Origin of the sequence: Arthrobacter sp. SLBN-112, assembly GCF_006715225.1 — a bacterium.
GTDB lineage: Bacteria > Actinomycetota > Actinomycetes > Actinomycetales > Micrococcaceae > Arthrobacter.
In genome coordinates this window covers 1,939,846-1,961,115 of sequence record NZ_VFMU01000001.1, presented here as the reverse complement: position 1 = coordinate 1,961,115, position 21,270 = coordinate 1,939,846, and the positions used below count along the sequence as shown (strand labels likewise).

The window sequence follows — 21,270 nt, the reverse complement described above, 5'->3', positions numbered from 1 at the left end:
CAGCACCTCAACCAACCCCTTCCAGGGCAGCCTTGGCCATCCCGGCAGAAACGGCCTATGCAATGGGCACGGCTGGGGCGGGGCGCAGGATCCGCGAATCCCCGGCGTAGACATTGAAACTTGTTTCCCGGCTGAACCCCGCCAGGGTCAGCCCGTTCGCCTCCGCCAGCTCCACCGCAAGGCTGGAAGGGGCACTGACAGCTGCCAGGACGGGAATTCCCGCAAGGGAAGCTTTCTGGACCAGTTCGAAGGATGCCCTGCCGGACACCTGGAGGACGGTTCCGGTCAGCGGCAGGAGGCCCTCGCGCAGTGCCCAGCCCACCACTTTGTCCACGGCGTTGTGCCGCCCGACGTCCTCGCGCAGGCACAGGAGCTGCGGGTCGCCGTCGTCCCCAATCCTGAACAGGCCAGCCGCATGCACGCCGCCGGTGTCCTCGAAGACACGCTGGGACTTCCGCAGCAGCCCCGGGAGGGCGGCCAGGACTTTGGCATCCACAGTCAACGGGTCCGCCCGCGGGCTGAAATGGGAGGACTTCTGCACGGCCTCGATGGAGTCGGTTCCACAGATGCCGCAGGAGCTGGATGTGTAGACCTTGCGGCCAGTGTCGGGAAGCGGGACGTCCGGCCGCAGCTGGGCTTCCACTACGTTGAAGGTCTGGACGCCGTTCTCGTCCTCGCCGGCACAAAAGCGGAGCGAGACCAGCTGCTCGGCAGCCCAGATGACGCCCTCGGAGACCAGGAACCCGGCCACCAGGTCAAAGTCGTCCCCCGGAGTCCGCATGGTGACCGAATAGGAAAGGCTGCCCAGCCGGATTTCCAGGGGTTCCTCGACCGCGAGGACGTCCTCGCGATGCCGGACCGGGTATTCCAGGGCCTTCGGCGAACCGTCCAAAACATACTTGTGCACTTTGCGGCGCTGGGTTACTCGTCCCATGTTCCACCTTGCCTGTTCATTACTCCATCATGGCATCAACAGGGCCCGCCTCAGCCCAGGAGCGCGCTCCAGTCCACGGGTCCACTCGCTGCCGGTTTGCCCTTGGGCTGGGCGCCCCTGGCGTTGCTGCGCGGTTTGGTTTTGGCCGGGCCCTCCTGGGCGCGGGGTATGGGCGGCCCCCAGGGCAGGGCGAATGCGGGCACCGGCTCCCCAAGCTGCACGCCATGCGGGGGCACTACGAGCACACCATCGGCAGCGGCCAGTCCCCGCATCATTCCCGGGCCTGTATGTTGTGCCGGGGACGCCATCCCGTACAGCAACCGGAACGGCATCAGCCGGGTACGGCCGGGATCCGGCTCGATCATCGTCCCGCAAGGCACCTCCTCCACCGCCGGCATGGCGCGGTGCCCCAGTGCGCCCAGCAGTGGGGCACCTACTGTGGAGAGGGCCATCATGGCTGCCAGCGGATTACCGGGAAGTCCCAGGACAAAGCGTCCGTCCGGCAGTTCGGCGAGGACCGCGGGATGCCCCGGGCGCATGGCCACGCCGTCGATAATGAGGCGGCCGCCGAGTTCGGCCACCGCCCGCCGGAGGTGGTCCGTTCCCGAGCGCCCGGTGCCCCCGGTGGTAATGACGACGTCGGCCGGCAGGTCCGGCGCGCCCGGCACCTCCGGCAGCACGTCCTCGAGCGCCGCCAGCCATTCGTCGTACGAGTCGCCGATCCGCTGCTGCCCGCCGGGGATGCCGCCCAGCATTGAGACGACGTCGGGCATTTGCGGACCGAAGGTGTCGCGCACCTGGCCGGGAGCCGGCGTGCCGTGTTCCACCACCTCGGACCCGGTCAGCACCAGGCGCACTACGGGCTTCCCCTGGACCTGCAGTTCGTCGTAGCCGGCCAAAGCGGCCAGTGCCAGGTGGGCCGGGTTGAGCTCCACCCCCGCTTTGACCAGGATGTCCCCTTCCAGGGCTTCTTCCCCGGCCTTCCGGATATGCTCCCCCGCGCGGGGCTCGCCGGGGCGGGCCTTGCCTCCGGTCATCAGGACAGGAAGTCCTTCATCGTCCTGCCCAAGGACTGCACTCTCCGTGCGAAGAACTGCCTTGCCGCCGGCGGGGATCAGGCCACCCGTCGCGATGGGGCTGGCCTGGTGCGGCGCCAGCCGGGTGCCGGGCTCCACCGGTATCCAGGGGCCGCTTCCGTTGACCACCCAGCCGTCCATGGCTGACGAGGCATAGTGGGGCATGTCCTGGAGGGCAACGATGTCGCGGTCGAGTTTGCGGCCCAACGCGATCCGCAGGGGCACCGGCCCCGGCGGAATCGGTGTTGCGGCGTCGAACGCAGCCCGCCGGGCCTCTTCCCAGGTATGGGCCAGATGGTGATGGGCTGCATGCCCTTCTTCAACTGCCCGGAAATCCGGGCCACCGGATGCGCCTGTGCCGTGTCCAGGGGTACCGGGTCCAGGGGTACCAGGACCTGTCATACCGGGTTCAGTCAGCCCCTGTTCGGTGGCTCCCGGTGCCGTCATACCGGCCAGGGGCCCCACGTCGCTGCCAGGTGGCGCCTCCGAATCGCCCTGGGGTTCTGCAGTCATTCGCCGGGAGTCCCGGCGGCGGCCTCGGCCTCGTAGTCCTTTGCCAGCGTGCGGGCAACGGCAAGTGCCGCGTCCATTGATTCGGCATCCATTTCCCTGCCTGGAGCGGCAGCCAGGCCTGCAGCGAAGCCGGCAATAAAAGTGGTGAGCGGGGCCGCCGGCCGGACTACGGCATGGGCGGCAACACCTGCAAGCGCGAGCACCGCGTTGACGTCCACCTGGACATCCTCAAGCTTGTACGCCTGGAGAAGGGCCCTGCACCACTCCTCCAGCGTTTCGTCCTGGCTCTTCACGAATTGCCTCCCACGTTTACTCCGCCCGAATGCCGGTCCTGGCCTTCACGCTGGTTAACGGCGGCAATCCCCAGCGCGGCAACGTCACCCCAGGTATCCACATCGGCTGTGGATCCGGCAGGGACTGTGACAAGCTGCACGTCCAGACTAGCAAGGAGCGCCCTGACAGAGCCGTTGACCAAGGCATCGCGGGCGGCAAGGGCCTTGCAGGCTTTAGTTAACTCAGACGTGCGGTAAAAACCTGCCAGCGGCTGCGCCCTGCCGTCCTCGGCACAGGCCATGACACCGCCGGATGTCCCTTCCATGGAGGGGACCAGCGCGTCAAGCAGCGCTGCCACCGCTTGCGATGCCAACGGCATGTCGCAGGCCAGCACCAGGGTGTAAGGCGCCCCGCCACCGTTGCCCGTCCCTGCATGGTGGGCCGCCAGCACCTCCAGTCCGGCGGCGATCGCTGCCGCGGGGCCCGCGAATCGCGGTTCCTCCCGGCACGTCAAAAGGTCGGCAGGCCAGGCCGGCAGGGGTTGCGCGGCCGATGGCCGGTGCGGCACGAAGTCCGTGTCGCCCACAACGACAGTAAGCCCGGCCCCCGCGGCAGCAGCCACAGCGCGTTCCAGGAGGGTTTGGCCCTGGAAGACCAGCGACTGCTTGGGCGTGCCGCCCAGCCGCGATGACCTTCCGCCGGCCAGGACCACGGCGTCAAAGGCAAGGCTGTTCACTTCCACTCCCCCAGCCTAGCCACCGGCCCACCGGCCGGCAGCACCTGAGGTCAAGGGCGGCATGCGGGGTCAGGCGAAGGTCACGCGACAGACAGTTCGATGCGGGGGGCAGCGGGTCAAGCAGCGCGTTCCGGAAGCAGGAAGGGATCCCACGCCGGCGTGGGCTTCTCCAGCTCCTTGATTTGCCAGATGGTTCCGTGCGGAGGTTCCGGCACGAACCGCAAGGTCCATCCCATCTCGGCGGGAGTGTGGTCGCCTTTGACGTTGTTGCACCGCAGGCAGGCGGCCACCAGGTTCTCCCACGAATCGGCCCCGCCCCGGGATTTCGGATGCACGTGGTCAATGGTGTGCGCCGCTTTCCCGCAGTAGGCACATTTATGCCCGTCGCGTCGGAGCACGCCTCTACGGCTGACGGCCGTGGAGTGGTTGTACCGGGGGCGGATGTAGCGGTTGAGGAGGATCACGGACGGACGCCCGAGGACGTCGGTGGGGCCCACCACGGGGTCGTCCCCCTCGGCCACCACACTGGCCTTGCCTGTAAGCACAAGCACCAGCGCCCGGCGGAAGGTAATAACCGCCAGCGGTTCATATCCAGCATTCAGAACGAGAGTGCGCATGCACTTACCTCTTCACGGCCGCACCCGTCAGGGGCACGAGGGCCGGCTGCCCTCGGCATGTCCGGGCTATGGATCGACATCACAAGAGTAAACAAAGAAGTGCAGAATCAGGAAATCTCCGCCCGGGAGCCCTCCCACCGCTGATACGCCAAAAAGGTGATACGCCAAAAAGGGGCCGCCCCGTTGGGGGGCCCCTTTAAGCGCCAAGGACCCCCGCCTCGATGACGGGGGTCCTTGGGACATTTTGAGGCTGGCGGCCGTTCACGCCAGCGCCGGAATGCCTAGTTGACGCGGATGAAGACCGGGCCGGATCCAACGTTTGCGCTGAAGACCACAGTCTGGTTTCCGTTGTAGCCGCCGTGGACGGCCATGCCGTTTCCTGCGTAGACAGCAATGTGGGCCATGCCCGCGCCGCCGTCAGCGTAGTAGATCAGGTCGCCCGGCTGTGCTTCGGCTGCACTCACGGTGCGGCCCAGGGACAGGTAGCCGGCGGGCCAGTCGTGGAAGTGGATTCCGACGGCGGCCAGCGAGTTGGTGACCAGCATGGTGCAGTCCTGCATCACGCCGAGCTGTGCGTAGGCGGCGGAGAGGATGGCGGCACCCTTGCCGCTGGCGGATGCCTGGGCTGCGGGAGCGGCAGGAGCAGCGGCGGTGGCAACCTTGGCCGTGACCTTGGGAGCAGCAGCGGGCTGGGCTGCAGGAGCGGGAGCGGCTTCCTGCACCTCAACCTCGGGCTCAGGCTCGACGACGGGAGCCGGCGTGGTGGTCACGGCAGGCTTCTCGTAGCTGATGGAGATGGTGGAAGCCGCGGAAATCGGGGCGTCGACAGCGGATTCAACTTCCAACGCGGAAGCCGGAGCGGAATCGCGCTTGACGTTGGCGTCGGCAGCGTTGGCCGCGATGCCGCTGGTCAGGACCAGGCCGGAAGCCGCAGCAATAACCGCAGCCTGGCGGCCCATGCCGCCTGCGTTGTCGCTGACAGCCTTGGCAATGACAGCGATTGAGTTGGTTTTGGTGACCTCGGCGCGATGCCGTGCGGTGGCACGAGTCGTCATCAGTTCTCTCTTTCGTTTTTCCCTCGAACCGCAGGTGGGCAGGCGAAGGGTGTTGGACGCGCCGGCATCTTGGGGGTACGCCGGCGCATCCCGAACGGGGATGTGGTTTTTAGCGAAGAAGCTTTGGGCAAAGAAAAAGCCCTTGGAGCGTGAAGCCCAAGAACTATTTGCTGTAGTGGTAGTACGTGGAGGAACCGGTGGCTGCGGGCGAGTGGAGCAGCGTGCCCTGCGAGGGGTTGAGTGCGCTGATCATCATGCCGTTGCCGACGTAGATGCCGACGTGAGCGCCACCGTTCTGGACAACCAAGTCACCCGGCTGCGGTGCGGAGGTGGGGGTCATGATGTTCCACGCGTTGGTGCGGGGGATGCTGATTCCGGCCTGCGCATAAACCCACTGCACGAAACCGGAGCAGTCCCAGCCCGTGACGGGGCTGGTGCCGCCCCATACGTAGGAGTGGCCGATGCCGGTGTAGGCGATAGCGGCAATGCCCGAGGTTGCCGCAGCGGATACGGACTCTTCCGCCTTGGCGGCCGGGGAAGCCTCCTGGCCCGCAGTGGCGGTGTTGGCGGCGCGGTTCGCTGCTGCAGTGGACTGGGTACGTACCGCTTCAACCTTGGGAGCGGCGGTGGTCTTGACGACCGGACGCTCGAAGGACACCGTGGCCGTGGGGGCAGCGGTGACGGCGAGTGCGCTCTGGGCCGAACCGGACTCGGTGGAGGCAGAGACACCGGCAGTGGTGTCAGCTGCCGTGGCGGGCAGTCCCATGCTCAGGATGAGGCCCGAGGCGGCTGCGACAACGGCAGCCTGGCGGCCTACGGTCCCGGCATTTGCGCTGACAGCCTTGGACATGGCGTCCAGGGGGTTGGTGCGAACCGTTTGCGCACGGTGGCGCGCAGAATGATGGCGTGAAGACACGAAGGTAGCCTCTCCCAATGCCTGCGAGGTGAGCTGTCGGATTCGGATGGGAGTCACCCGGCCACGCTGCTTCCTGGGAAGCTTTGTGACTTAACCCCAAGGCCTTCTGGAAATGAAGGCCAAAATTGGTTCCCCCGCCCCTGCCAGACGATGAAATGCGAACGGACCTTGAGCGGTGGCAGAGTTAGGCAATCCACTCAAGAGCGTCAACTTCGGAAAAGTTGACGCGAGTTAGACGGTACAGCAGTTTTGCTTCAATGTCACATTCAGGTCACGGCGGGTCACGATGATCTGAGAGTGAGCAATCATTCTGTTAGAGCCAGCCCATCGGATCGACCACTTCGCCGTTGACCTGGACCTCGAAGTGCAGGTGGCAGCCGGTGGATGCCCCGGTGGTGCCGCTCAATGCCACGACCTCCCCGCGGGAGACGGTTTGGCCCACCTTGACGTTGAAGGACGAGAGGTGGTTGTAGGTGGTTTCCAGCCCGTTGCCGTGGTCGATGACCACGCGGTTTCCGCCGCCGAACTGGTGCCAGCCCGCGAAGGTGACCGTCCCTGTTGCGGCCGCCAGGACCGAGGTGCCGCACTGCGCCGCGAAGTCCTGGCCCCGATGGAAGTCTCCCGAGCCTCCGGTGATAGGGCTGACGCGGTAACCGAAGGGGGAAGCGGTGGCGAGGGACGACAGGGGTGCGGCCAGGGTGCCGGCCGAAGCGGCACGCGTGACGGAGCCGGCGGACTGTGCGCTTAGGAGCTGCTTCAGCTTTCCGTCCGGGTCCGCCTGCGTCACCACGGCGGAGCGGCTGAAGTCCACCTGCGCTCCGACATCAGCGGAAATCTGCGGCTGCGGACTAACGGCGGAAGCAGCCATGGGGGCGTTGCCCGCGGCATCCGTGGCCATAACGGGACTCGTGGCGGGCACCGTGACCGTCAGCACCAGGCCTGTGGCGGCGAGTGCCATACCGGCCTTTTGGCCGATGCCGCTGGCGGCGGCAAACTCCGTCATCTGCCGGAAGGGACCCCGGCGGCGGCGCGCGTCGCGATGCAGGTCGCGGGGGCGCTCCGCTGCGACGACTTCGGCAACCCGGGGTGCCGAAGGGGGGCCGGCCGCGCGTCGGCGGCCCCGTGAGGTCTGCATGGTCAAGAAGGGTTCCTCTCTGGAAGAAGCCTGCGGAGTTAGCTGTCGGATTCGGGTCAGAGAGTTCAAAGACCCGGTCCGCCGTAGGCAAGCTTCTGCGCAGGGGTATTCCCGGAAGAATCCTTCACTGGAGAGGCTTGCTGCTGACGGACTTCACCCCAAGGCAGTCCCCCGCTGCCGCTTGTGGTTCCCCCGCCTCTGCCAGTAACGAACTCGTTCACCTGGCCCGCTGGCAGAGCTCGGCTCCGGGTCAGGTAACGCTTATGTATCAACGCTTGGTTCCACTATAGGGGCTTAAGTCCCTAGGTAACAATTCCGTTACCTTTGCGTGGACTCCCCTGCCTGGGGTATGGAAGGTGCCGGACCCATCCTAATTGACGGCAACGAAGACGTGCGCAGCAACCTCGGGCGGCAGCTCCAGCGCCCCTTCGATCCCCGGGACCCGAACGGAAATGTACTCGCCCACGCGTTCCAGCGTCACCGCAGCACCAGGCCGGATCCCGCCCTCGTCCAGCTGGGCCAGCAGTTCCGGTTCCACCTGGATTGGCTCCGCCAAACGGCTGATGGTCACGCCCGAGGCCGGCCCATAGTTCTTCATTGCTTCCACCAGGCTGATGGCGCCGTCGGCAAAGCCGCGGCCCGCCTGGCCTCCCAGCGCAGCAAGCCCCGGAATGGGATTGCCGTAAGGCGATTCGGTGGGGTGGCCCAGCATCTCGTAGATGCGCCGCTCCACCCGCTCGCTCATGACGTGTTCCCAGCGGCAGGCTTCGTCATGGACGTAGGCCCAATCCAGGCCGATGACATCTGCCAGGAGGCGTTCGGCCAGCCGGTGCTTGCGCATGACCTCCGTGGCGCGCTTGCGGCCTGTATCCGTGAGTTCCAGGTGGCGATCACCGGAGACGACGACAAGTCCGTCCCGCTCCATGCGGCCGATGGTCTGGGAGACGGTGGGCCCGGAGTGGCGCAGGCGTTCGGCGATACGGGCCCTGAGGGCGACGATGTTTTCTTCCTCAAGCTCCAGAATGGTCCTGAGGTACATCTCCGTAGTGTCGATCAGATCCGTCATCCAGCTCAGCTCCTCGAGCGCAGTACCTTGCGTTGTCCCACCGTATCGCCTCTTCCCGCGAAGTAGTCCGGGGGAAAGCTTAGCCTATTTTGACTTTGTCCGAATAGCTGCGCGCCAAAGGGCTGGGCGGGACGGGCACGTCTCACTGTCCGGACTATGACGTACCCGGCTCCCGCCCCCGGCGGCCGTTCAGGCAGAATGGGAGTGGCCTGCAGCCCAGCCACCGCGCGCCCTGCCGGCCACCACTGCCCGCCCTTCCGGACCATATATTTCGTCCCCGCCGAATTGGAGCACCTGTGAGCGACACCAGCATCACGATCCCCGCCGACCTCCTGCCCCAGGACGGGCGGTTCGGGGCTGGCCCGTCAAAGGTCCGGCAGGAACAGATCGACGCGCTGGCAGCGGCTTCCAGGACGATCCTTGGCACCTCGCACCGGCAGGCGCCCGTCAAGAACCTGGTCGGTTCGGTCCGGGAAGGGCTGAGCCAGTTCTTCCGTGCCCCGGACGGCTATGAAGTAGTCCTCGGCGTCGGCGGCTCCACCGCCTTCTGGGACATTGCGAGCTTCGGCCTCGTGGAGAAGAAGGCCCAGCACCTGTCCTTCGGTGAGTTCGGGTCCAAGTTCGCCGCCGCCACCAACAAGGCACCCTTCCTCGAAGCCTCCTCCATCATCAAGTCCGAGCCCGGCACCCGGCCCGCAGCCCAGGCCGAGGCCGGCGTGGACGTCTATGCCTGGCCCCAGAACGAAACCTCCACAGGTGTTGCAGCCCCCGTCCAGCGCGTGTCCGGGGCAGACGAAGGATCGCTGGTCCTCGTGGACGCAACGTCCGCGGCCGGCGGCCTGGACGTGGACGTTGCCCAAAGCGATGTCTACTACTTTGCCCCCCAGAAGAACTTTGCCTCCGACGGCGGCCTCTGGCTGGGCCTGTTCTCCCCCGCGGCGCTGGAACGTGCCGCCGCCATCAAGGCCAGCGGCCGCTGGATCCCGGACTTCCTGGACCTGCAGACCGCCATCGACAACTCCCGCCTGAACCAGACGTACAACACGCCGTCGCTGTCCACGCTGGTAACCCTGGATTCCCAGGTCCAGTGGCTGAACTCCAACGGCGGCCTGGACTTCGCCTCCAAGCGGACCGCCGATTCCGCCGGCCGTATCTACAGCTGGGCCGACGACTCGGAGTTCGCCACCCCGTTCGTCACCAATCCGGAGGAACGCTCCAACGTCATCGCCACGATCGACTTCGACGAGTCGGTTGACGCCGCCACCGTGGCCAAGGTCCTGCGCGCCAACGGCATTGTGGACACCGAGCCGTACCGGAAGCTGGGCCGCAACCAGCTGCGCATCGCCACCTTCGTGGCCATCGAGCCCAGCGACGTCTCGGCGCTGCTGGCCAGCATCGACTACGTGGTGGGCCAGCTGCGCAAGTAACCCTAGTTAATGCACGACGGCGCCGCCCGGGTTTTCCCGGGCGGCGCCGTTTGTTTGTGGTCAGGAAGTCTTTGCTTCGTCGCCAGGCTCCGCGACGTCGCCAGGTCCGCCGCCGTCGTCGTCATGCCCTTGACCGCCAGGTTCCTGCTGCCCTGCAGGCAGCTCTTCCGGAGTCTCCTGCCCTGGCTCCTGCTGTTCGGGCTCCTGCTGTTCGGGCTCCTGCTGCTGCTCGTCCTCGGGACGGACACGTTCGGCCCACGGCACCCACTCCGGGGCCAGGATGGACTCCTCGGACGGCAGCAGGCCCAACTCGTTGACTGTGACCGCCTTGGAGCGCGAGTTGCGGGTCAGCACCGCGTACCACTGCCAGCCCGCGTAACCGGGCAGCCGGGACTCGAACAGGTGCGTGACCAACCGGTCGCCCTCGCTCTTGGCTGCCAGGTGCGCCCCGATGGTGCCGGCCGGGGTGATGCCTTCCACTGCGGTCCGGGCAGCGTCCACCGCCGCGGCCAGGAAAGCATCGGGCTTGCCCGTACGCCACACGGGCACGCCTGCCTTGCGCTTGGGCGGAGTCTTGGCAGCCTGCTCCTGCACTGGCGTGCCCGGCTGTTCAGATTGGGGGTCCATGGGCGCCTAAACGTCCAGCTCGTCGGCGACCTTGCGCAGGGCGGCAGCAATGGCCTTGCCCTTGTTGCCGTCCGGGTACTTGCCCTTGGACAGGGTTCCGGACAGGTTGTCCAGGACGGTCACCAGGTCCTGCACCAGCGGGGCGAGGTCCTTCGCGCTGGGGCGCTTGGCCTTGGCGATGGACGGTGTCTTGTCCAGCACCCGCAGGCCCAGGGCCTGGGCGCCCTTGCGGCCATCCGCCACGCCGAATTCCACCCGGGTGCCCGCTTTCAGTTCCGTCACTCCCTCGGGCAGTGACGACTTGGGCAGGAAGACCTCCTGGCCGTCTTCGCCCGCGAGGAAGCCAAAGCCCTTGTCCTTGTCATACCACTTGACCTTGCCGGTAGGCACGTAATCAACCTTCTTCGTTCTGCTGTCATGAGACACGGCCCGCTGCCACCGCGTCCGCATTGTTGTGCGGGTTCAGGGTATGGCCAGCGCAAACCGTGTTGGTCTGTATCCTTCAAGGTTATCCTGCCGCATGCCCTAATCATGCTTCCGGCCGCACCGTTCCGCCCCGGGCGCAAGCTCCACGGCTTTCACGGGCGGCGGCCCGGCCGCTGTACCGTTACGTCCATGACTCCATCGCGTTACCGGCGGCCATTGATGGTCCTCGCCGCAGTTATTGCCGTGCTTTCCCTCGTCGCTGTGGGAACGGTCATGGCGCTGGCCTTCGCGAACTCCGTCGCCCCCGCATGGGTCACCTACTCGGCCCTGTACGGCCTGCCGGTGGCCTTCATCCTGATGCTCCTGCTGGTCCTGGACGGCGTTGCCGCCCGGCGGCGGGCGGAGAAGCGGGAGCCGCGGTAACGTTGAACTGATGTCCCTCATTCGTGCGCTCGGCAAGGACCTGGAAGCGCGCAGCAACGACTCGTTGCGCGCGTTGTTCGCCGCGCGGCCGGACCTCATTTCCCCGCCTGTTCCGGACTTCGCTGCACTGGCGGCCCGGGCCAGTTCGCGGGTCAGCGTGCAGCGCGCCCTGGAGCGGCTCAACCGGCCGCAGATGCAGGTCCTCGAGACCCTCCATCTGTGCACCAATACAGATACCGGCCACAGCGCCTCGGCGGAGGGCCTGCACCAGCTGGTCCGGGGCGCGTCGCTGCCCGTCATCGAACAAATCATGGGCACCCTGCAGGAACTTGCCCTGGCGCACCCTGCCGTTCCCCCGCACGGCACCCCTCCCCAGGCTGCCGGTCAACACTTCTATCTCCCCGTCGGCTCCCTCAAGGATGTGGTGGGAATCTATCCCGCCGGATTGGGCCGCAGCTACACCGAGCTGGTCCGCCTGCAGCCGGCCTTCGCCCAACGGGTGGTCCAGCTGGTCTCCGAGCTGCACCGCAGCGGATTTGCCATCCACGATGCCACCACGCCCATGGAGGCGGCCCTTGCGCTCCAGCACTGGACCTCCTCCCCCGAGGCGCTGCGGGACATCCTCGCCAACGCTCCGGAGCGGACGACGGCGCTGCTCGCCAGATTCCGCAACTGGGCCATGGGTGCCGTCCCCCAGGCGCAACGGAAGGCATCTGTCACCACGGAGGGTTCCGACGTCGGGCCCGTTGACTGGCTCCTTGCGCGCGGCCTGCTGGTTCCGCTGGACGCCGCCCACGTGGAGCTGCCGCACAGCGTTGGGCTGGCCCTGCGCGGCGGCGCGATCATCAACGACTTCACCCTGTCACCCCCGGTTCCGGAGCTGGGCCGGACCACCGCGGCGCTGCGCAGGAACGCAGCGCTCAGCGCCATCTCGGAAACCCTGCGGCTGGTCTCCGAACTGTTGCATGCGGTCAGGGAAACCCCGCTGGCCACGCTGCGCAGCGGCGGGGTGGGGGTCCGCGAGATGCGCCGCCTGTCCGACCTGCTGCGCATCGACCAGGACGCGGCTGGCCGGTTGCTGGAGCTGTGCGGGCTGGCGGGGCTGATCCGCCTCGACGTCGACTCGTCGTCATGGATGCAGCCGCCGCAGCTGGAGTGGCTGGTGCTGCCACGGCAGGAACAATGGCTGTGGCTGGTGAACGCCTGGCTGGCCAGCGAGCGCGTGCCGTCCATGGTGGGCCAGCCCGTGAACACGGTGCCCGGGGGCACGTCCCGGGGCGCATCGGGAATCACCATCGCGGCATTGTCCGCCGGGGCGCAACGACCTGACGCGCCCGTGGTCCGCAAGCGCATCCTGGAGATCCTGCACGAACTCACGCTCGAAGCCGAAGGACCGGACGGCGCCGTGCCCGTCCTTGATGCCGCTGCGGTCCTGGAGCGTGCGGAGTGGTCACAGCCGCGGATGGCCCGGCGGTTCAGTTCCCTCATCCGCGGGGTCCTCGCCGAGGCGGAACTGCTGGGCCTGGTGGGATCGTGTGCCCTGAGCCAGTTAGGGAGCGCTTTCGCCGAAGACGACCCCGATGCGGCCCTCGCCATCCTGGGCGAGCACCTGCCGGCGGCCCTGAACCACGTGCTGCTGCAGGCCGACCTCACCGCGGTTGCCCCCGGCTACCTCGCTCCCGCCCTGACCGAAAAACTCCTGGTCATGGCCGATGCCGAGGGGCGGGGCCCGGCCACCATCTACCGGTTTTCGGCGGCGTCCATCAAGCGGGCACTCGACGAGGGCTACGACGCCGCCGGCCTGCTGGCTTTCCTGCGGGAACACTCGGCCACCGCTGTTCCCCAGCCGCTGGAGTACCTGGTGGAGGACACTGCTTCGCGGCACGGCAGCCTTCGCGTGGGCCAGGCCGCAAGCTTTATCCAGAGCGATGATGAAGCCGCGCTTCGGGAGTTGCTGGCGGGACCCAAGGCGGCGCAGCTTGGCCTGGCCAGGCTTTCCCCCACGGTCCTGACGTCATCGGCACCGCCGCGCGAACTGGCCGCCGTACTCAAGAATCTGGGCCTGTCCCCGTCCGTCGACGGGGCCGAACCTGCGCACCTCCGCAGGCCTGCCGCCGCGCAGGAAAGCCCCCGTCCCGTGTACACCGCTCCGGGAATCGCGCCGCCGGCGGAGGAGGTTGAAGCCCAGCTGGACGTCCTGCGGCAGGCGGGCCCCGCCGTCGGACACCACTCCGGCGCCACGGACGGCGAGGCAGCCACCCAGCTGGGGCTTGAAGCGCTGCAGCGGGCCATCCGGCTGAAGCAGCGGATCAACATGAACGTGGTGGACAACCTGGGGAATGCCAGCCTGGAAGTTGTTGTTCCGCTCTCTGTAAGCGGGGGCCGGGTCCGCGTGTTCGATCCTGCCAAGGACACCGAACGGGTCCTGTCCGTCCACCGCATCATCGACATCGAGGCCGCAGAAGAACTGCGCCAGTAAAGGATTCCCCGCGTGACCGACGGACCCCTGATCGTCCAAAGCGATAAAACCATCCTCCTCGAGGTGGACCATGAGCTGGCCACCGAAGCGCGGCACGCCATCGCGCCGTTCGCTGAGCTGGAGCGGGCCCCAGAGCACATGCACAGCTACCGGCTGACCCCGTTGGGGCTGTGGAACGCGCGCGCCGCCGGGCTGGACGCGGAAAAGGTGCTGGACGCGCTCCTGAAGTACTCGCGCTTTCCGGTTCCGCACTCGCTGCTGATCGACGTGGAGGAAACCATGTCGCGGTACGGCCGGCTGCGCCTCGAAAAGGACCCGCGCCACGGACTGGTGATGCGGACGGACGACTATCCGGTCCTGGAAGAAGTGATCCGTGCCAAGAAGATTGCGCCGCTGCTGGGCCCGAGGATCGACGGCGAGACGGTGGTTGTGCACGCCTCCCAGCGCGGGCAGCTCAAGCAGCTGCTGCTGAAGCTCGGCTGGCCGGCAGAGGACCTGGCCGGCTATGTGGACGGCACCCCGCACCTGATCTCGCTCAACGAGGACGGCTGGGAACTGCGGCCCTACCAGCGCCTGGCCAGCGAGAACTTCTGGGCGGGCGGCAGCGGCGTAGTGGTGCTGCCCTGCGGCGCCGGCAAGACGCTGGTGGGGGCTGCCGCCATGGCCACCGGGTCCACCACCACGCTGATCCTGGTCACCAACACCGTCGCCGCCCGGCAGTGGAAGGACGAACTGCTTCGGCGCACCTCCCTCACGGAGGAGGAAGTGGGCGAATACTCCGGGGCCCTGAAGGAGGTCCGGCCGGTGACCATCGCCACCTACCAGGTACTGACCACCAAGCGCGGCGGCATCTACCCCCACCTGGAACTGGTGGACGGCCACGACTGGGGACTGATCATCTACGACGAGGTCCACCTGCTGCCGGCACCGATCTTCAGGATGACCGCCGACCTCCAGGCCCGCCGCCGCCTTGGGCTGACCGCCACGCTGGTGCGGGAAGACGGGCGCGAAGGCGAGGTGTTCAGCCTGATCGGGCCCAAGCGGTACGACGCGCCCTGGAAGGACATCGAATCCCAGGGCTACATCGCGCCGGCCGACTGCGTGGAGGTCCGCGTCGACCTGCCAAAGGACGAACGCGTTGCCTACGCCATGGCCGACGACGCCGACAAGTACCGGTTGTGCGCCACCTCCGAATCCAAGACGCAGGTGGTGGAGCAGCTGGTGGCACGGCACGCCGGAGAGCAGCTGCTGGTGATCGGCCAGTACATCGACCAGCTGGACGACCTCGGCGAGCGCCTGCAGGCACCGGTGATCAAGGGCGATACCTCCGTCAAGGTGCGGCAGAAACTCTTTGACGCGTTCCGCGCCGGGGAACTGCAGACCCTTGTGGTGTCCAAGGTGGCCAACTTCTCCATCGACCTGCCGGAGGCCTCGGTGGCCATTCAGGTCTCCGGCTCCTTTGGCTCCCGGCAGGAGGAGGCGCAAAGGCTGGGGCGGCTGCTGCGGCCCAAGAAGGACGGCCGGGCGGCGCGCTTCTACTCACTGGTGGCACGGGACACCCTGGACCAGGACTTCGCCGCCAAGCGCCAACGGTTCCTGGCCGAGCAGGGGTATGCCTACCGGATCATGGACGCCAAGGACGTGCACGCGGCGGAGTAGCCAGCGTGCACGCCACTCACGTCACGCCCTCGGAGCTGTCCCGCTCCATGGTGCCTGTCCTGGGGTCGAGCTGCGGACGTTCGTAGGCCAGCTCCCCGCCGCTGCGGCCGCCGTAGGGACGGCCGTGGTCCGCAAACTCCTCCCGGAAGAAGGCCAGGCACCACTGCCCCATCTGGATCCTTGCCCCTGTCCGCAGGACAGATGGTCCGGTCCGGGAGACGCTGCCGCTCACGGGCCCGTTCGGCACCAGGACGTATTCGTCCTGCCCGTCGTGCCTGATTTCGGCGTGCAGCTCCTCCAGGCCGTCCAGCCGGACATCCGCCCCCGCACCGCTCCCGATCGTTGTCACGTCTGCCGTGAGGGTTACCTCCCGCGGGATCTGTCCCGTCCAGGTCGCGGCGTCCTGGACAAAGATCAGCCGCGGCCGGCCACCGCCCCTGGCGTAATGGGTGGTGGTGATGCGGCGCTTGATCTTCCGCTGGACGGTAGGCACCAGCGGCAGGGGTGTGGACGGCGGCAGCAGCGGCATGCCTTTGGGCTTCCGCCTGCCCTGCCGGACCAGCGGCAGCAGGGAGCCGAGCTTCCCGAGCTTGATGTGAGGCGAACGCGTAATCAGCCGCTGTGAGGCAGGGCTGTCCACCTTGCCCAGGCTGAGGATGTCTCCGTCAGGGCCGGCCACGGTGATGCTGACCCCCTTGCCGGCCAGCAGCTCTGCCAGCGGTTTGATCTCCTCCAGGGAGGGAAGCCCACCGCCGGTCAAGGGTGCCAGGCCCGCCAGGGACACCGTCACTTCGGTCCCGGAAGCCTTGGCGCTGCCCGTTGTGACAGCGCCGGCCCCATCCGTGTATGAGAAGTCCAGATCAAGGTCCAGACGGTACTCCGGCATGGCCGTCAGCCGCGGTTCGCGTCCGACCCGGCGGCATCCCTGTCACTGGTGGTGACGCGCAGGCTGCCGTTGAGCTTCCAGGTGGCACGCGGCGCATCGGGGCCGATGTCCCGTGGAACTTCCACCGTCATATCGATGAACTGGTAATTTATGGCAGCACCTTTGCCGGTGAGATAGGACCACATCTCCTCGGCAAGGTCTGCCCAGTCACGGATGCTGCGTTCGTTGGCTGTTGCGTTTTCAGAAGCACTCAGGTCGGTCATGATGGTCTATCCCCTTCGATGGGCCAGGAACAATCGGGTAACTACCGTGGTTGGCGCAGGTCACCGGCAGAGGTTCAGGCAGCAACAGGTGATCCGTTGGAACGCTGGTGCCGGCTTGACCGCCCGGCAAGCATCACTGTATTCCCGGGGGCAGGGCTGCGGAAGACGCGGGGCGCGGAACGTTCTTGCCGCGAATTGGGTTCCCGCGTGCGGAGGCGTGCGGAACAGCGGTCCCGGACGCACACTGGAAGCATGAGTCCACGAATCATTCCCGACGTGCCCGGGCCCGGCCAGGAGTCCGTCTGGGACTATCCCCGTCCACCGCGGATCGAACCGAGCACGGAACGGGTACGCATCGTTTTGGGCGGCGAGGTCATCCTTGACACCACCGATTCCCTCCGCGTTCTTGAGACCAGCCATCCACCGGTGTACTACGTCCGGCAGTCGGCATTTGTCGCCGGCGCGCTGGAGCCCGCTGCGGGCAGCAGCTTCTGCGAATTCAAGGGTGCGGCGGATTACCTGACCGTGCGCGGCGGCGGGAAAGAGGCGGAGGGCGCCGCCTGGTCGTATCCCCAGCCCGCCTCCGGGTTTGAGGTGCTCGCTGACCGGGTTGCCGTCTACCCGGGAAGGATGGACTACTGCGAAGTGGACGGCGAACGGGTGCGTGCGCAGCCGGGCCGCTTCTACGGGGGCTGGATCACCAGCCGGGTGGTGGGGCCCTTCAAAGGAGACCCGGGAACAATGGACTGGTAAGGGCAGGCGCCCGCTCATCATGTTCACAACGAATATCCAGACAACTCCCAGACACTGGGAGCATGATGGGAGCATGAACAAGAACGGTCCAGAAGCCAGGCTGCTCGTCGTCGATGATGAACCCAACATCCGTGAGCTCCTCTCCACCTCATTGCGGTTCGCCGGCTTTGAAGTGGTCTCCGCTGCCAACGGGCGCGACGCCCTGGCTGCAGCCGATACCCACGCCCCTGACCTGGCCGTACTGGACGTCATGCTCCCGGACATGGACGGGTTCACCGTCACCCGCCGGCTCCGTGCCTCCGGAAAGCACTTCCCGGTCCTCTTCCTCACGGCGAAGGACGACACCGAGGACAAAGTCACCGGGCTTACGGTAGGCGGCGACGACTACGTGACCAAGCCATTCAGCCTCGACGAAGTGGTGGCCCGGATCCGCGCCGTGCTCCGCCGGACGCAGCCCCTCCTGGACGATGATGCAGTGATCCGGGTCGACGACCTGGAACTCGACGACGACGCCCACGAGGTGCGGCGCGGAGGCACGGTCATCGAGCTCTCCCCCACCGAATTCAAGCTGCTGCGCTACCTCATGCTCAACCCCAACCGGGTCCTGTCCAAGTCGCAGATCCTGGACCACGTCTGGGAGTACAACTTCAATGGCGACGCCTCCATCGTGGAGTCCTACATCTCCTACCTCCGGCGGAAAGTGGACATCGACCCGGAGGCGCCTGCCCTCATCCAGACCAAGCGCGGCGTGGGCTACGTCCTGCGGACGGCCGAAAAGCGCTGACCTTGCTTAAGCGGTGGAAGTCGGCCTCGCTCAGGTCGCAGCTGGTGGCCATGATCATGGCCCTGCTGATCGTGGCCCTGACGGTAACCGGGGCGGTCACGCTGACGCTGCTGCACAGCTACCTCCAGGGCCAGGTGGACGACAAGCTGAATGCCGCCGTTGACTCCGCCCGGAAACAACGCTCGTTCACCCAGCTGCAGGCGCCCAGTTCCATTCCCACCGACTATTCGCTGATGCTCTTCGCCCCGGGTGAGGAGCCGTACACGTTCGGCGGGGATCCCGCCGACCACCCCGACATCAGCGCCATCACCGTGGAGCAGGCACAGGCCCGCGGGCTGGCTCCCTTCCAGGTCCGCGGGACTGACGGCGAAAACTGGCGCGTGGTTGCCGTAACCGTGCAGAACGGCCAGACCACCGCCGTGGTGGTCATCGGACTGCCCCTGGAGAGCGTGGACGATGTCCTCAAGCATGCCACCCTGGTGGTTACCGGCGTGGGCCTGTTGACGCTGCTGCTGGCCTCGCTTATCGCCAGCTGGACCGTGTCGCGGTCCTTCCGGCCCCTGGCCCGCGTGGAGAAAACGGCGGCCGCGATTGCCGCCGGTGACCTCTCCCGCCGTGTGGAGGTGGAAAACCCGGCAACCGAGCTTGGCAGGCTGAGCAGTTCGCTGAATGCCATGCTGGCGCACATCGAGACCGCGTTCGCTGCACGGACCGCCTCCGAAGCACGGATGCGCCGCTTCGCCGCTGATGCATCCCACGAGCTGCGCACTCCCCTGGTCACCATCCGGGGATTCTCCGAGCTGTACCGCCATGGCGCCTTGGCCACAGACGAAGACGTGGCCACGGCCATGGGCAGGATCGAAAGCGAAGCCAAGCGCATGGGTTCCATGGTGGAGGACCTGCTCCTGCTGGCCCGCCTCGATGAACAGCGGCCGCTGCAGCAGAAGCCGGTGGACCTTCAACTGGTTGCGCACGACGCCGTGGTTGACACCCAGGCCAGTGACCGGTCCAGGCTGATCACGCTCACCGGGCTCGACGGCGGACCGGCGGCGCCGGCCCCGGTGCTCGGGGACGAGGCCAAGCTGCGCCAGGTGGTGGGCAACCTCGTGGGCAATGCCCTGCGCTACTCCCCGGAAGGCAGCCCCATCGAACTCGCCGTCGGGGTACGCAGGACCGACGCCGGGGATCGCTCGGTCATCGAAGTGCGGGATCATGGGCCGGGCATTTCGGAAGAGGATGCAGCCAAGGTTTTTGAACGCTTCTACCGGGCTGACACTTCCCGGACCAGGGAAACGGGCGGCAGCGGCCTTGGGCTCGCCATCGTGGCGGCAATCGTGGGATCACATGGCGGGTCGGTAAGGGTGGAAAGGACCGACGGCGGCGGTGCCACACTGGTGGTCAGCCTTCCGCGGCGTGAGGACGCACCAAGCATTGACGGCGCGGACGGGCAGGACGCTGCTGCCGCCGAAGCCGGTGGCGGCGGATCGGTTATCCACATATAACCCGCCGCCCATGGCTGCCTCCTGCCCCTGCTCCGTAGGCTCATTCCAGCAGCCCGGATCCGCCGGGCGCGGGCGTTCCCGCCCGCCGTTCGAAAGGGACAGCCATGAGCATCATTTCCGTCGACACTGAATTACTGCAGCTGAAGTCCGCCAACGTCCAGGCAACCGTCGACCGGATCAGCGCGGATGTGCAAACAATGAAGCGCGGCCTCGACGAACTGCAGGGTTCATGGCGCGGTTCAGCGGCCAGCAGCTTCCAGGCGCTCGTCACCGAATGGACCATCACCCAAGGCCGGGTGGAGGCGTCGCTGGCATCCATCAACGCGGCCCTGGCCTCTGCCGCCGCCACGTATGCCCAGGCCGAGCAGGGGAACACGCAGCGGTTCAGCTGACAATCCGGTCCTGCCTGGCGGGGACCTTAGGCTTCCGGCGTTCCCTGATGGAACCGCAGCCGCCACCGGCCGCCATCCAGGACCCACAGAGAGCTGCGGAGCGTGGTGCCGGAGCGGGCGAAACTCCGGTACGTCAGGAGGACGGCGCCGGCGCCGATGCGGTCAGCGCCCAGGATCTCGATGTCGGTCCGTTCCCCCGGGTCCTCTTCGAGGGCCATCATCATGGCGTCCCGGGTCCAGACCCTTCCAGAGCTGCCGATCTCCATGAAGTCCGGGTGCAGCAGGACGGCGGTCCGGCCAATATCCCCCCGGACCAGTGGGCCCAGCAGCTCGCGTTCGAGCTCCTCCACCAGCGCCTCGGGCGGGATGGAGCCGGCCTGCTGCGTTGCCTCGGCCTCTTCGAGGGCCTCCCTGTCCAGTTCGCTGAACAGGTCAAGTTCATCGAAGGCAGTGACCGGTTCAGGGGTAATCCGGGGCCGGCCGCCCCCCGCCGCAGGTGCGCTGGCGCCGGGTCCGGTTGCCTGGCGGGCAGACGCAGCAACTGGGATGTCCAGGGTGGCGGGCTGCGGCTCCCTGCCCGAGGATGAATGGGCATTCGCGCTTCGCCCCGAACCGGCTTGGTGTGTGCCCGGATGGTGTCCGCCGGGGAAACCGGGGCCGGACCTTGCTGCCACTCCCTGCTGGTACGCGGTCGCCGCGGCCCTGGCCCGTTCGTCGGCGGCCTCGTTCAGCTCATGGCCGGCATGGCCCTTGACCCACTCAAATGTGTAGGTCCGGCCGGCCAGTTCGCGGTCAAGTTCCTTCAACAGTTCCACGTTCAGGACGGGCTTGCCATCAGCCTTGCGCCAACCCTTGCGCTTCCAGCCCGGCATCCACTTGGTAATTGAGTTGATGACATACTGGCTGTCGCAAAGGATGCGCAGGTCCTCCCCAGGCAGATGTGCGGTGGCGCGCAGGAGGTCCAGTACAGCCATCAGCTCGCCCTGGTTGTTGGTACCGTGCGGCCAGCCGCCGGCCCGCCAGCAATCGTCATTCACATACCAGGCCCAACCGGCCGGGCCGGGATTTCCCAAGGCTGAACCATCAGCCGCTGCAGTAATCGTCACCAATCCATCCTGCCAGAAGCCACCGACAACGGAATGCCATTGGCGGGCAGCATCTTCAACCCTCAAGCCTGCCGTTGCGCGCTTGGCAGGCACGCGTGCATGGCGGGGCCAGGTCGGGGGCGGGGAAAGCGCGAAACAGGCATGGCCATGCAAAGCGCGGGAAAACGTTTACCCAAAGTTCTTGACGCGAGCGGCGGCCCGCGAAACAATCACAGTATTAGT

22 protein-coding genes and 2 riboswitches are annotated in these 21,270 nt (G+C 66.9%); of the genes, 8 read left to right on the top strand and 14 right to left on the bottom strand.

What is annotated here, in order from left to right; translation table 11 throughout:
* Positions 1 to 55: 55 nt before the first annotated feature.
* From fdhD to FBY33_RS09135, 9 genes are all read right to left on the bottom strand, one after another.
* Complete coding sequence (fdhD, locus tag FBY33_RS09170) at positions 56 to 934, bottom strand: formate dehydrogenase accessory sulfurtransferase FdhD (RefSeq protein WP_142030297.1); 879 nt, start codon at positions 932 to 934, stop codon at positions 56 to 58.
* A gap of 50 nt (positions 935 to 984) precedes the next feature.
* Positions 985 to 2,523 carry a molybdopterin molybdotransferase MoeA gene (locus FBY33_RS09165; protein ID WP_142030296.1) on the bottom strand — a complete coding sequence of 513 codons (1,539 nt, stop codon included), beginning with the start codon at positions 2,521 to 2,523 and terminating at the stop codon, positions 985 to 987.
* Positions 2,520 to 2,816, bottom strand: coding sequence for a DUF6457 domain-containing protein (locus tag FBY33_RS20650; RefSeq protein WP_056331155.1), 297 nt, complete (start codon positions 2,814 to 2,816; stop codon positions 2,520 to 2,522). Before FBY33_RS20650 ends, FBY33_RS09165 begins: the two co-directional genes overlap by 4 nt.
* Positions 2,813 to 3,538 carry a molybdenum cofactor guanylyltransferase gene (gene mobA, locus FBY33_RS09160; RefSeq protein WP_235010497.1) on the bottom strand — a complete coding sequence of 242 codons (726 nt, stop codon included), beginning with the start codon at positions 3,536 to 3,538 and terminating at the stop codon, positions 2,813 to 2,815. The genes FBY33_RS20650 and mobA overlap by 4 nt, the downstream gene beginning before the upstream one ends.
* A 110-nt stretch (positions 3,539 to 3,648) precedes the next feature.
* On the bottom strand, positions 3,649 to 4,149 hold the full coding sequence (locus FBY33_RS09155) for an HNH endonuclease (protein ID WP_056331149.1): 501 nt from the start codon (positions 4,147 to 4,149) through the stop codon (positions 3,649 to 3,651).
* A 281-nt stretch (positions 4,150 to 4,430) separates the two neighbouring features.
* A complete protein-coding gene (locus FBY33_RS09150) occupies positions 4,431 to 5,204 on the bottom strand; it encodes an NlpC/P60 family protein (RefSeq protein ID WP_056331146.1) in 774 nt (257 codons plus the stop codon).
* Positions 5,205 to 5,367: 163 nt separating this feature from the next.
* Entirely contained in the window at positions 5,368 to 6,054 is a 687-nt protein-coding gene (locus FBY33_RS09145; RefSeq protein WP_142032691.1) for a C40 family peptidase, read from the bottom strand.
* A 70-nt stretch (positions 6,055 to 6,124) separates the two neighbouring features.
* Positions 6,125 to 6,305: riboswitch (cyclic di-AMP (ydaO/yuaA leader) on the bottom strand.
* A gap of 128 nt (positions 6,306 to 6,433) precedes the next feature.
* Positions 6,434 to 7,255, bottom strand: a complete 822-nt coding sequence (locus tag FBY33_RS09140; RefSeq protein WP_142032689.1) for a M23 family metallopeptidase — start codon at positions 7,253 to 7,255, stop codon at positions 6,434 to 6,436.
* A gap of 12 nt (positions 7,256 to 7,267) precedes the next feature.
* A riboswitch (cyclic di-AMP (ydaO/yuaA leader) is annotated at positions 7,268 to 7,479 on the bottom strand.
* 146 nt (positions 7,480 to 7,625) lie between these two features.
* Complete coding sequence (locus FBY33_RS09135) at positions 7,626 to 8,321, bottom strand: metal-dependent transcriptional regulator (protein WP_142030295.1); 696 nt, start codon at positions 8,319 to 8,321, stop codon at positions 7,626 to 7,628.
* A gap of 296 nt (positions 8,322 to 8,617) precedes the next feature.
* Here FBY33_RS09135 and serC point away from each other — a divergent pair, with 296 nt between their 5' ends.
* Positions 8,618 to 9,748: a phosphoserine transaminase gene (serC, locus tag FBY33_RS09130; RefSeq protein WP_142030294.1), complete on the top strand. Its 1,131-nt coding sequence runs from the start codon at positions 8,618 to 8,620 to the stop codon at positions 9,746 to 9,748.
* Positions 9,749 to 9,808: 60 nt separating this feature from the next.
* Here serC and FBY33_RS09125 read toward each other — a convergent pair whose 3' ends face one another.
* Complete coding sequence (locus tag FBY33_RS09125; protein ID WP_142030293.1) at positions 9,809 to 10,375, bottom strand: DUF3027 domain-containing protein; 567 nt, start codon at positions 10,373 to 10,375, stop codon at positions 9,809 to 9,811.
* A gap of 6 nt (positions 10,376 to 10,381) precedes the next feature.
* Positions 10,382 to 10,765 (bottom strand): cold-shock protein, encoded by a 384-nt coding sequence (locus FBY33_RS09120; RefSeq protein WP_018762148.1) that lies wholly within the window; start codon positions 10,763 to 10,765, stop codon positions 10,382 to 10,384.
* Positions 10,766 to 10,990: 225 nt separating this feature from the next.
* On the opposite strand from FBY33_RS09120, the gene FBY33_RS09115 reads away from it, so the two are divergent.
* The 3 genes from FBY33_RS09115 to FBY33_RS09105 are packed head-to-tail and all read left to right on the top strand — an operon-like array spanning position 10,991 to position 15,362.
* Positions 10,991 to 11,224: a hypothetical protein gene (locus tag FBY33_RS09115; protein WP_142030292.1), complete on the top strand. Its 234-nt coding sequence runs from the start codon at positions 10,991 to 10,993 to the stop codon at positions 11,222 to 11,224.
* A gap of 10 nt (positions 11,225 to 11,234) precedes the next feature.
* The gene (locus FBY33_RS09110; protein WP_142030291.1) at positions 11,235 to 13,703 is read left to right on the top strand and encodes a helicase-associated domain-containing protein; all 2,469 of its coding nucleotides are present in this window, start codon (positions 11,235 to 11,237) and stop codon (positions 13,701 to 13,703) included.
* 12 nt (positions 13,704 to 13,715) lie between these two features.
* On the top strand, positions 13,716 to 15,362 hold the full coding sequence (locus tag FBY33_RS09105) for a DNA repair helicase XPB (protein ID WP_142030290.1): 1,647 nt from the start codon (positions 13,716 to 13,718) through the stop codon (positions 15,360 to 15,362).
* A gap of 16 nt (positions 15,363 to 15,378) precedes the next feature.
* Here FBY33_RS09105 and FBY33_RS09100 read toward each other — a convergent pair whose 3' ends face one another.
* Together FBY33_RS09100 and FBY33_RS09095 are read right to left on the bottom strand one after the other, a co-directional pair.
* Positions 15,379 to 16,248: an FHA domain-containing protein gene (locus tag FBY33_RS09100; protein ID WP_142030289.1), complete on the bottom strand. Its 870-nt coding sequence runs from the start codon at positions 16,246 to 16,248 to the stop codon at positions 15,379 to 15,381.
* Between the two features lie 5 nt (positions 16,249 to 16,253).
* Entirely contained in the window at positions 16,254 to 16,511 is a 258-nt protein-coding gene (locus FBY33_RS09095; RefSeq protein WP_142030288.1) for a hypothetical protein, read from the bottom strand.
* A gap of 252 nt (positions 16,512 to 16,763) precedes the next feature.
* Between FBY33_RS09095 and FBY33_RS09090 the strand changes: the two genes are divergently transcribed.
* The 4 genes from FBY33_RS09090 to FBY33_RS09075 all read left to right on the top strand — a co-directional run bounded on the left by FBY33_RS09090 (position 16,764) and on the right by FBY33_RS09075 (position 19,942).
* Positions 16,764 to 17,264 carry a DUF427 domain-containing protein gene (locus FBY33_RS09090; protein ID WP_142030287.1) on the top strand — a complete coding sequence of 167 codons (501 nt, stop codon included), beginning with the start codon at positions 16,764 to 16,766 and terminating at the stop codon, positions 17,262 to 17,264.
* 73 nt (positions 17,265 to 17,337) lie between these two features.
* Entirely contained in the window at positions 17,338 to 18,048 is a 711-nt protein-coding gene (locus FBY33_RS09085) for a response regulator transcription factor (RefSeq protein WP_056331118.1), read from the top strand.
* A gap of 2 nt (positions 18,049 to 18,050) precedes the next feature.
* The gene (locus FBY33_RS09080; RefSeq protein WP_235010496.1) at positions 18,051 to 19,550 is read left to right on the top strand and encodes a sensor histidine kinase; all 1,500 of its coding nucleotides are present in this window, start codon (positions 18,051 to 18,053) and stop codon (positions 19,548 to 19,550) included.
* 104 nt (positions 19,551 to 19,654) lie between these two features.
* Positions 19,655 to 19,942 (top strand): WXG100 family type VII secretion target, encoded by a 288-nt coding sequence (locus FBY33_RS09075; RefSeq protein WP_142030286.1) that lies wholly within the window; start codon positions 19,655 to 19,657, stop codon positions 19,940 to 19,942.
* A 26-nt stretch (positions 19,943 to 19,968) separates the two neighbouring features.
* On the opposite strand, the gene FBY33_RS09070 is transcribed toward FBY33_RS09075, so the two are convergent.
* The gene (locus FBY33_RS09070) at positions 19,969 to 21,048 is read right to left on the bottom strand and encodes a ribonuclease HI family protein (protein ID WP_142030285.1); all 1,080 of its coding nucleotides are present in this window, start codon (positions 21,046 to 21,048) and stop codon (positions 19,969 to 19,971) included.
* Positions 21,049 to 21,270 lie beyond the last annotated feature (222 nt).

What these genes read in the sequence shown, in the direction of transcription:
- fdhD (WP_142030297.1), bottom strand. Translation starts at nt 934, where the DNA reads ATGGGACGAGTAACCCAGCGCCGCAAAGTGCACAAGTATGTTTTGGAC.
- FBY33_RS09165 (WP_142030296.1), bottom strand. Translation starts at nt 2,523, where the DNA reads ATGACTGCAGAACCCCAGGGCGATTCGGAGGCGCCACCTGGCAGCGAC.
- FBY33_RS09155 (WP_056331149.1), bottom strand. Translation starts at nt 4,149, where the DNA reads ATGCGCACTCTCGTTCTGAATGCTGGATATGAACCGCTGGCGGTTATT.
- FBY33_RS09150 (WP_056331146.1), bottom strand. Translation starts at nt 5,204, where the DNA reads ATGACGACTCGTGCCACCGCACGGCATCGCGCCGAGGTCACCAAAACC.
- FBY33_RS09145 (WP_142032691.1), bottom strand. Translation starts at nt 6,054, where the DNA reads ATGTCCAAGGCTGTCAGCGCAAATGCCGGGACCGTAGGCCGCCAGGCT.
- FBY33_RS09140 (WP_142032689.1), bottom strand. Translation starts at nt 7,255, where the DNA reads ATGCAGACCTCACGGGGCCGCCGACGCGCGGCCGGCCCCCCTTCGGCA.
- FBY33_RS09135 (WP_142030295.1), bottom strand. Translation starts at nt 8,321, where the DNA reads ATGACGGATCTGATCGACACTACGGAGATGTACCTCAGGACCATTCTG.
- FBY33_RS09125 (WP_142030293.1), bottom strand. Translation starts at nt 10,375, where the DNA reads ATGGACCCCCAATCTGAACAGCCGGGCACGCCAGTGCAGGAGCAGGCT.
- FBY33_RS09115 (WP_142030292.1), top strand. Translation starts at nt 10,991, where the DNA reads ATGACTCCATCGCGTTACCGGCGGCCATTGATGGTCCTCGCCGCAGTT.
- FBY33_RS09110 (WP_142030291.1), top strand. Translation starts at nt 11,235, where the DNA reads ATGTCCCTCATTCGTGCGCTCGGCAAGGACCTGGAAGCGCGCAGCAAC.
- FBY33_RS09100 (WP_142030289.1), bottom strand. Translation starts at nt 16,248, where the DNA reads ATGCCGGAGTACCGTCTGGACCTTGATCTGGACTTCTCATACACGGAT.
- FBY33_RS09095 (WP_142030288.1), bottom strand. Translation starts at nt 16,511, where the DNA reads ATGACCGACCTGAGTGCTTCTGAAAACGCAACAGCCAACGAACGCAGC.
- FBY33_RS09090 (WP_142030287.1), top strand. Translation starts at nt 16,764, where the DNA reads ATGAGTCCACGAATCATTCCCGACGTGCCCGGGCCCGGCCAGGAGTCC.
- FBY33_RS09085 (WP_056331118.1), top strand. Translation starts at nt 17,338, where the DNA reads ATGAACAAGAACGGTCCAGAAGCCAGGCTGCTCGTCGTCGATGATGAA.
- FBY33_RS09075 (WP_142030286.1), top strand. Translation starts at nt 19,655, where the DNA reads ATGAGCATCATTTCCGTCGACACTGAATTACTGCAGCTGAAGTCCGCC.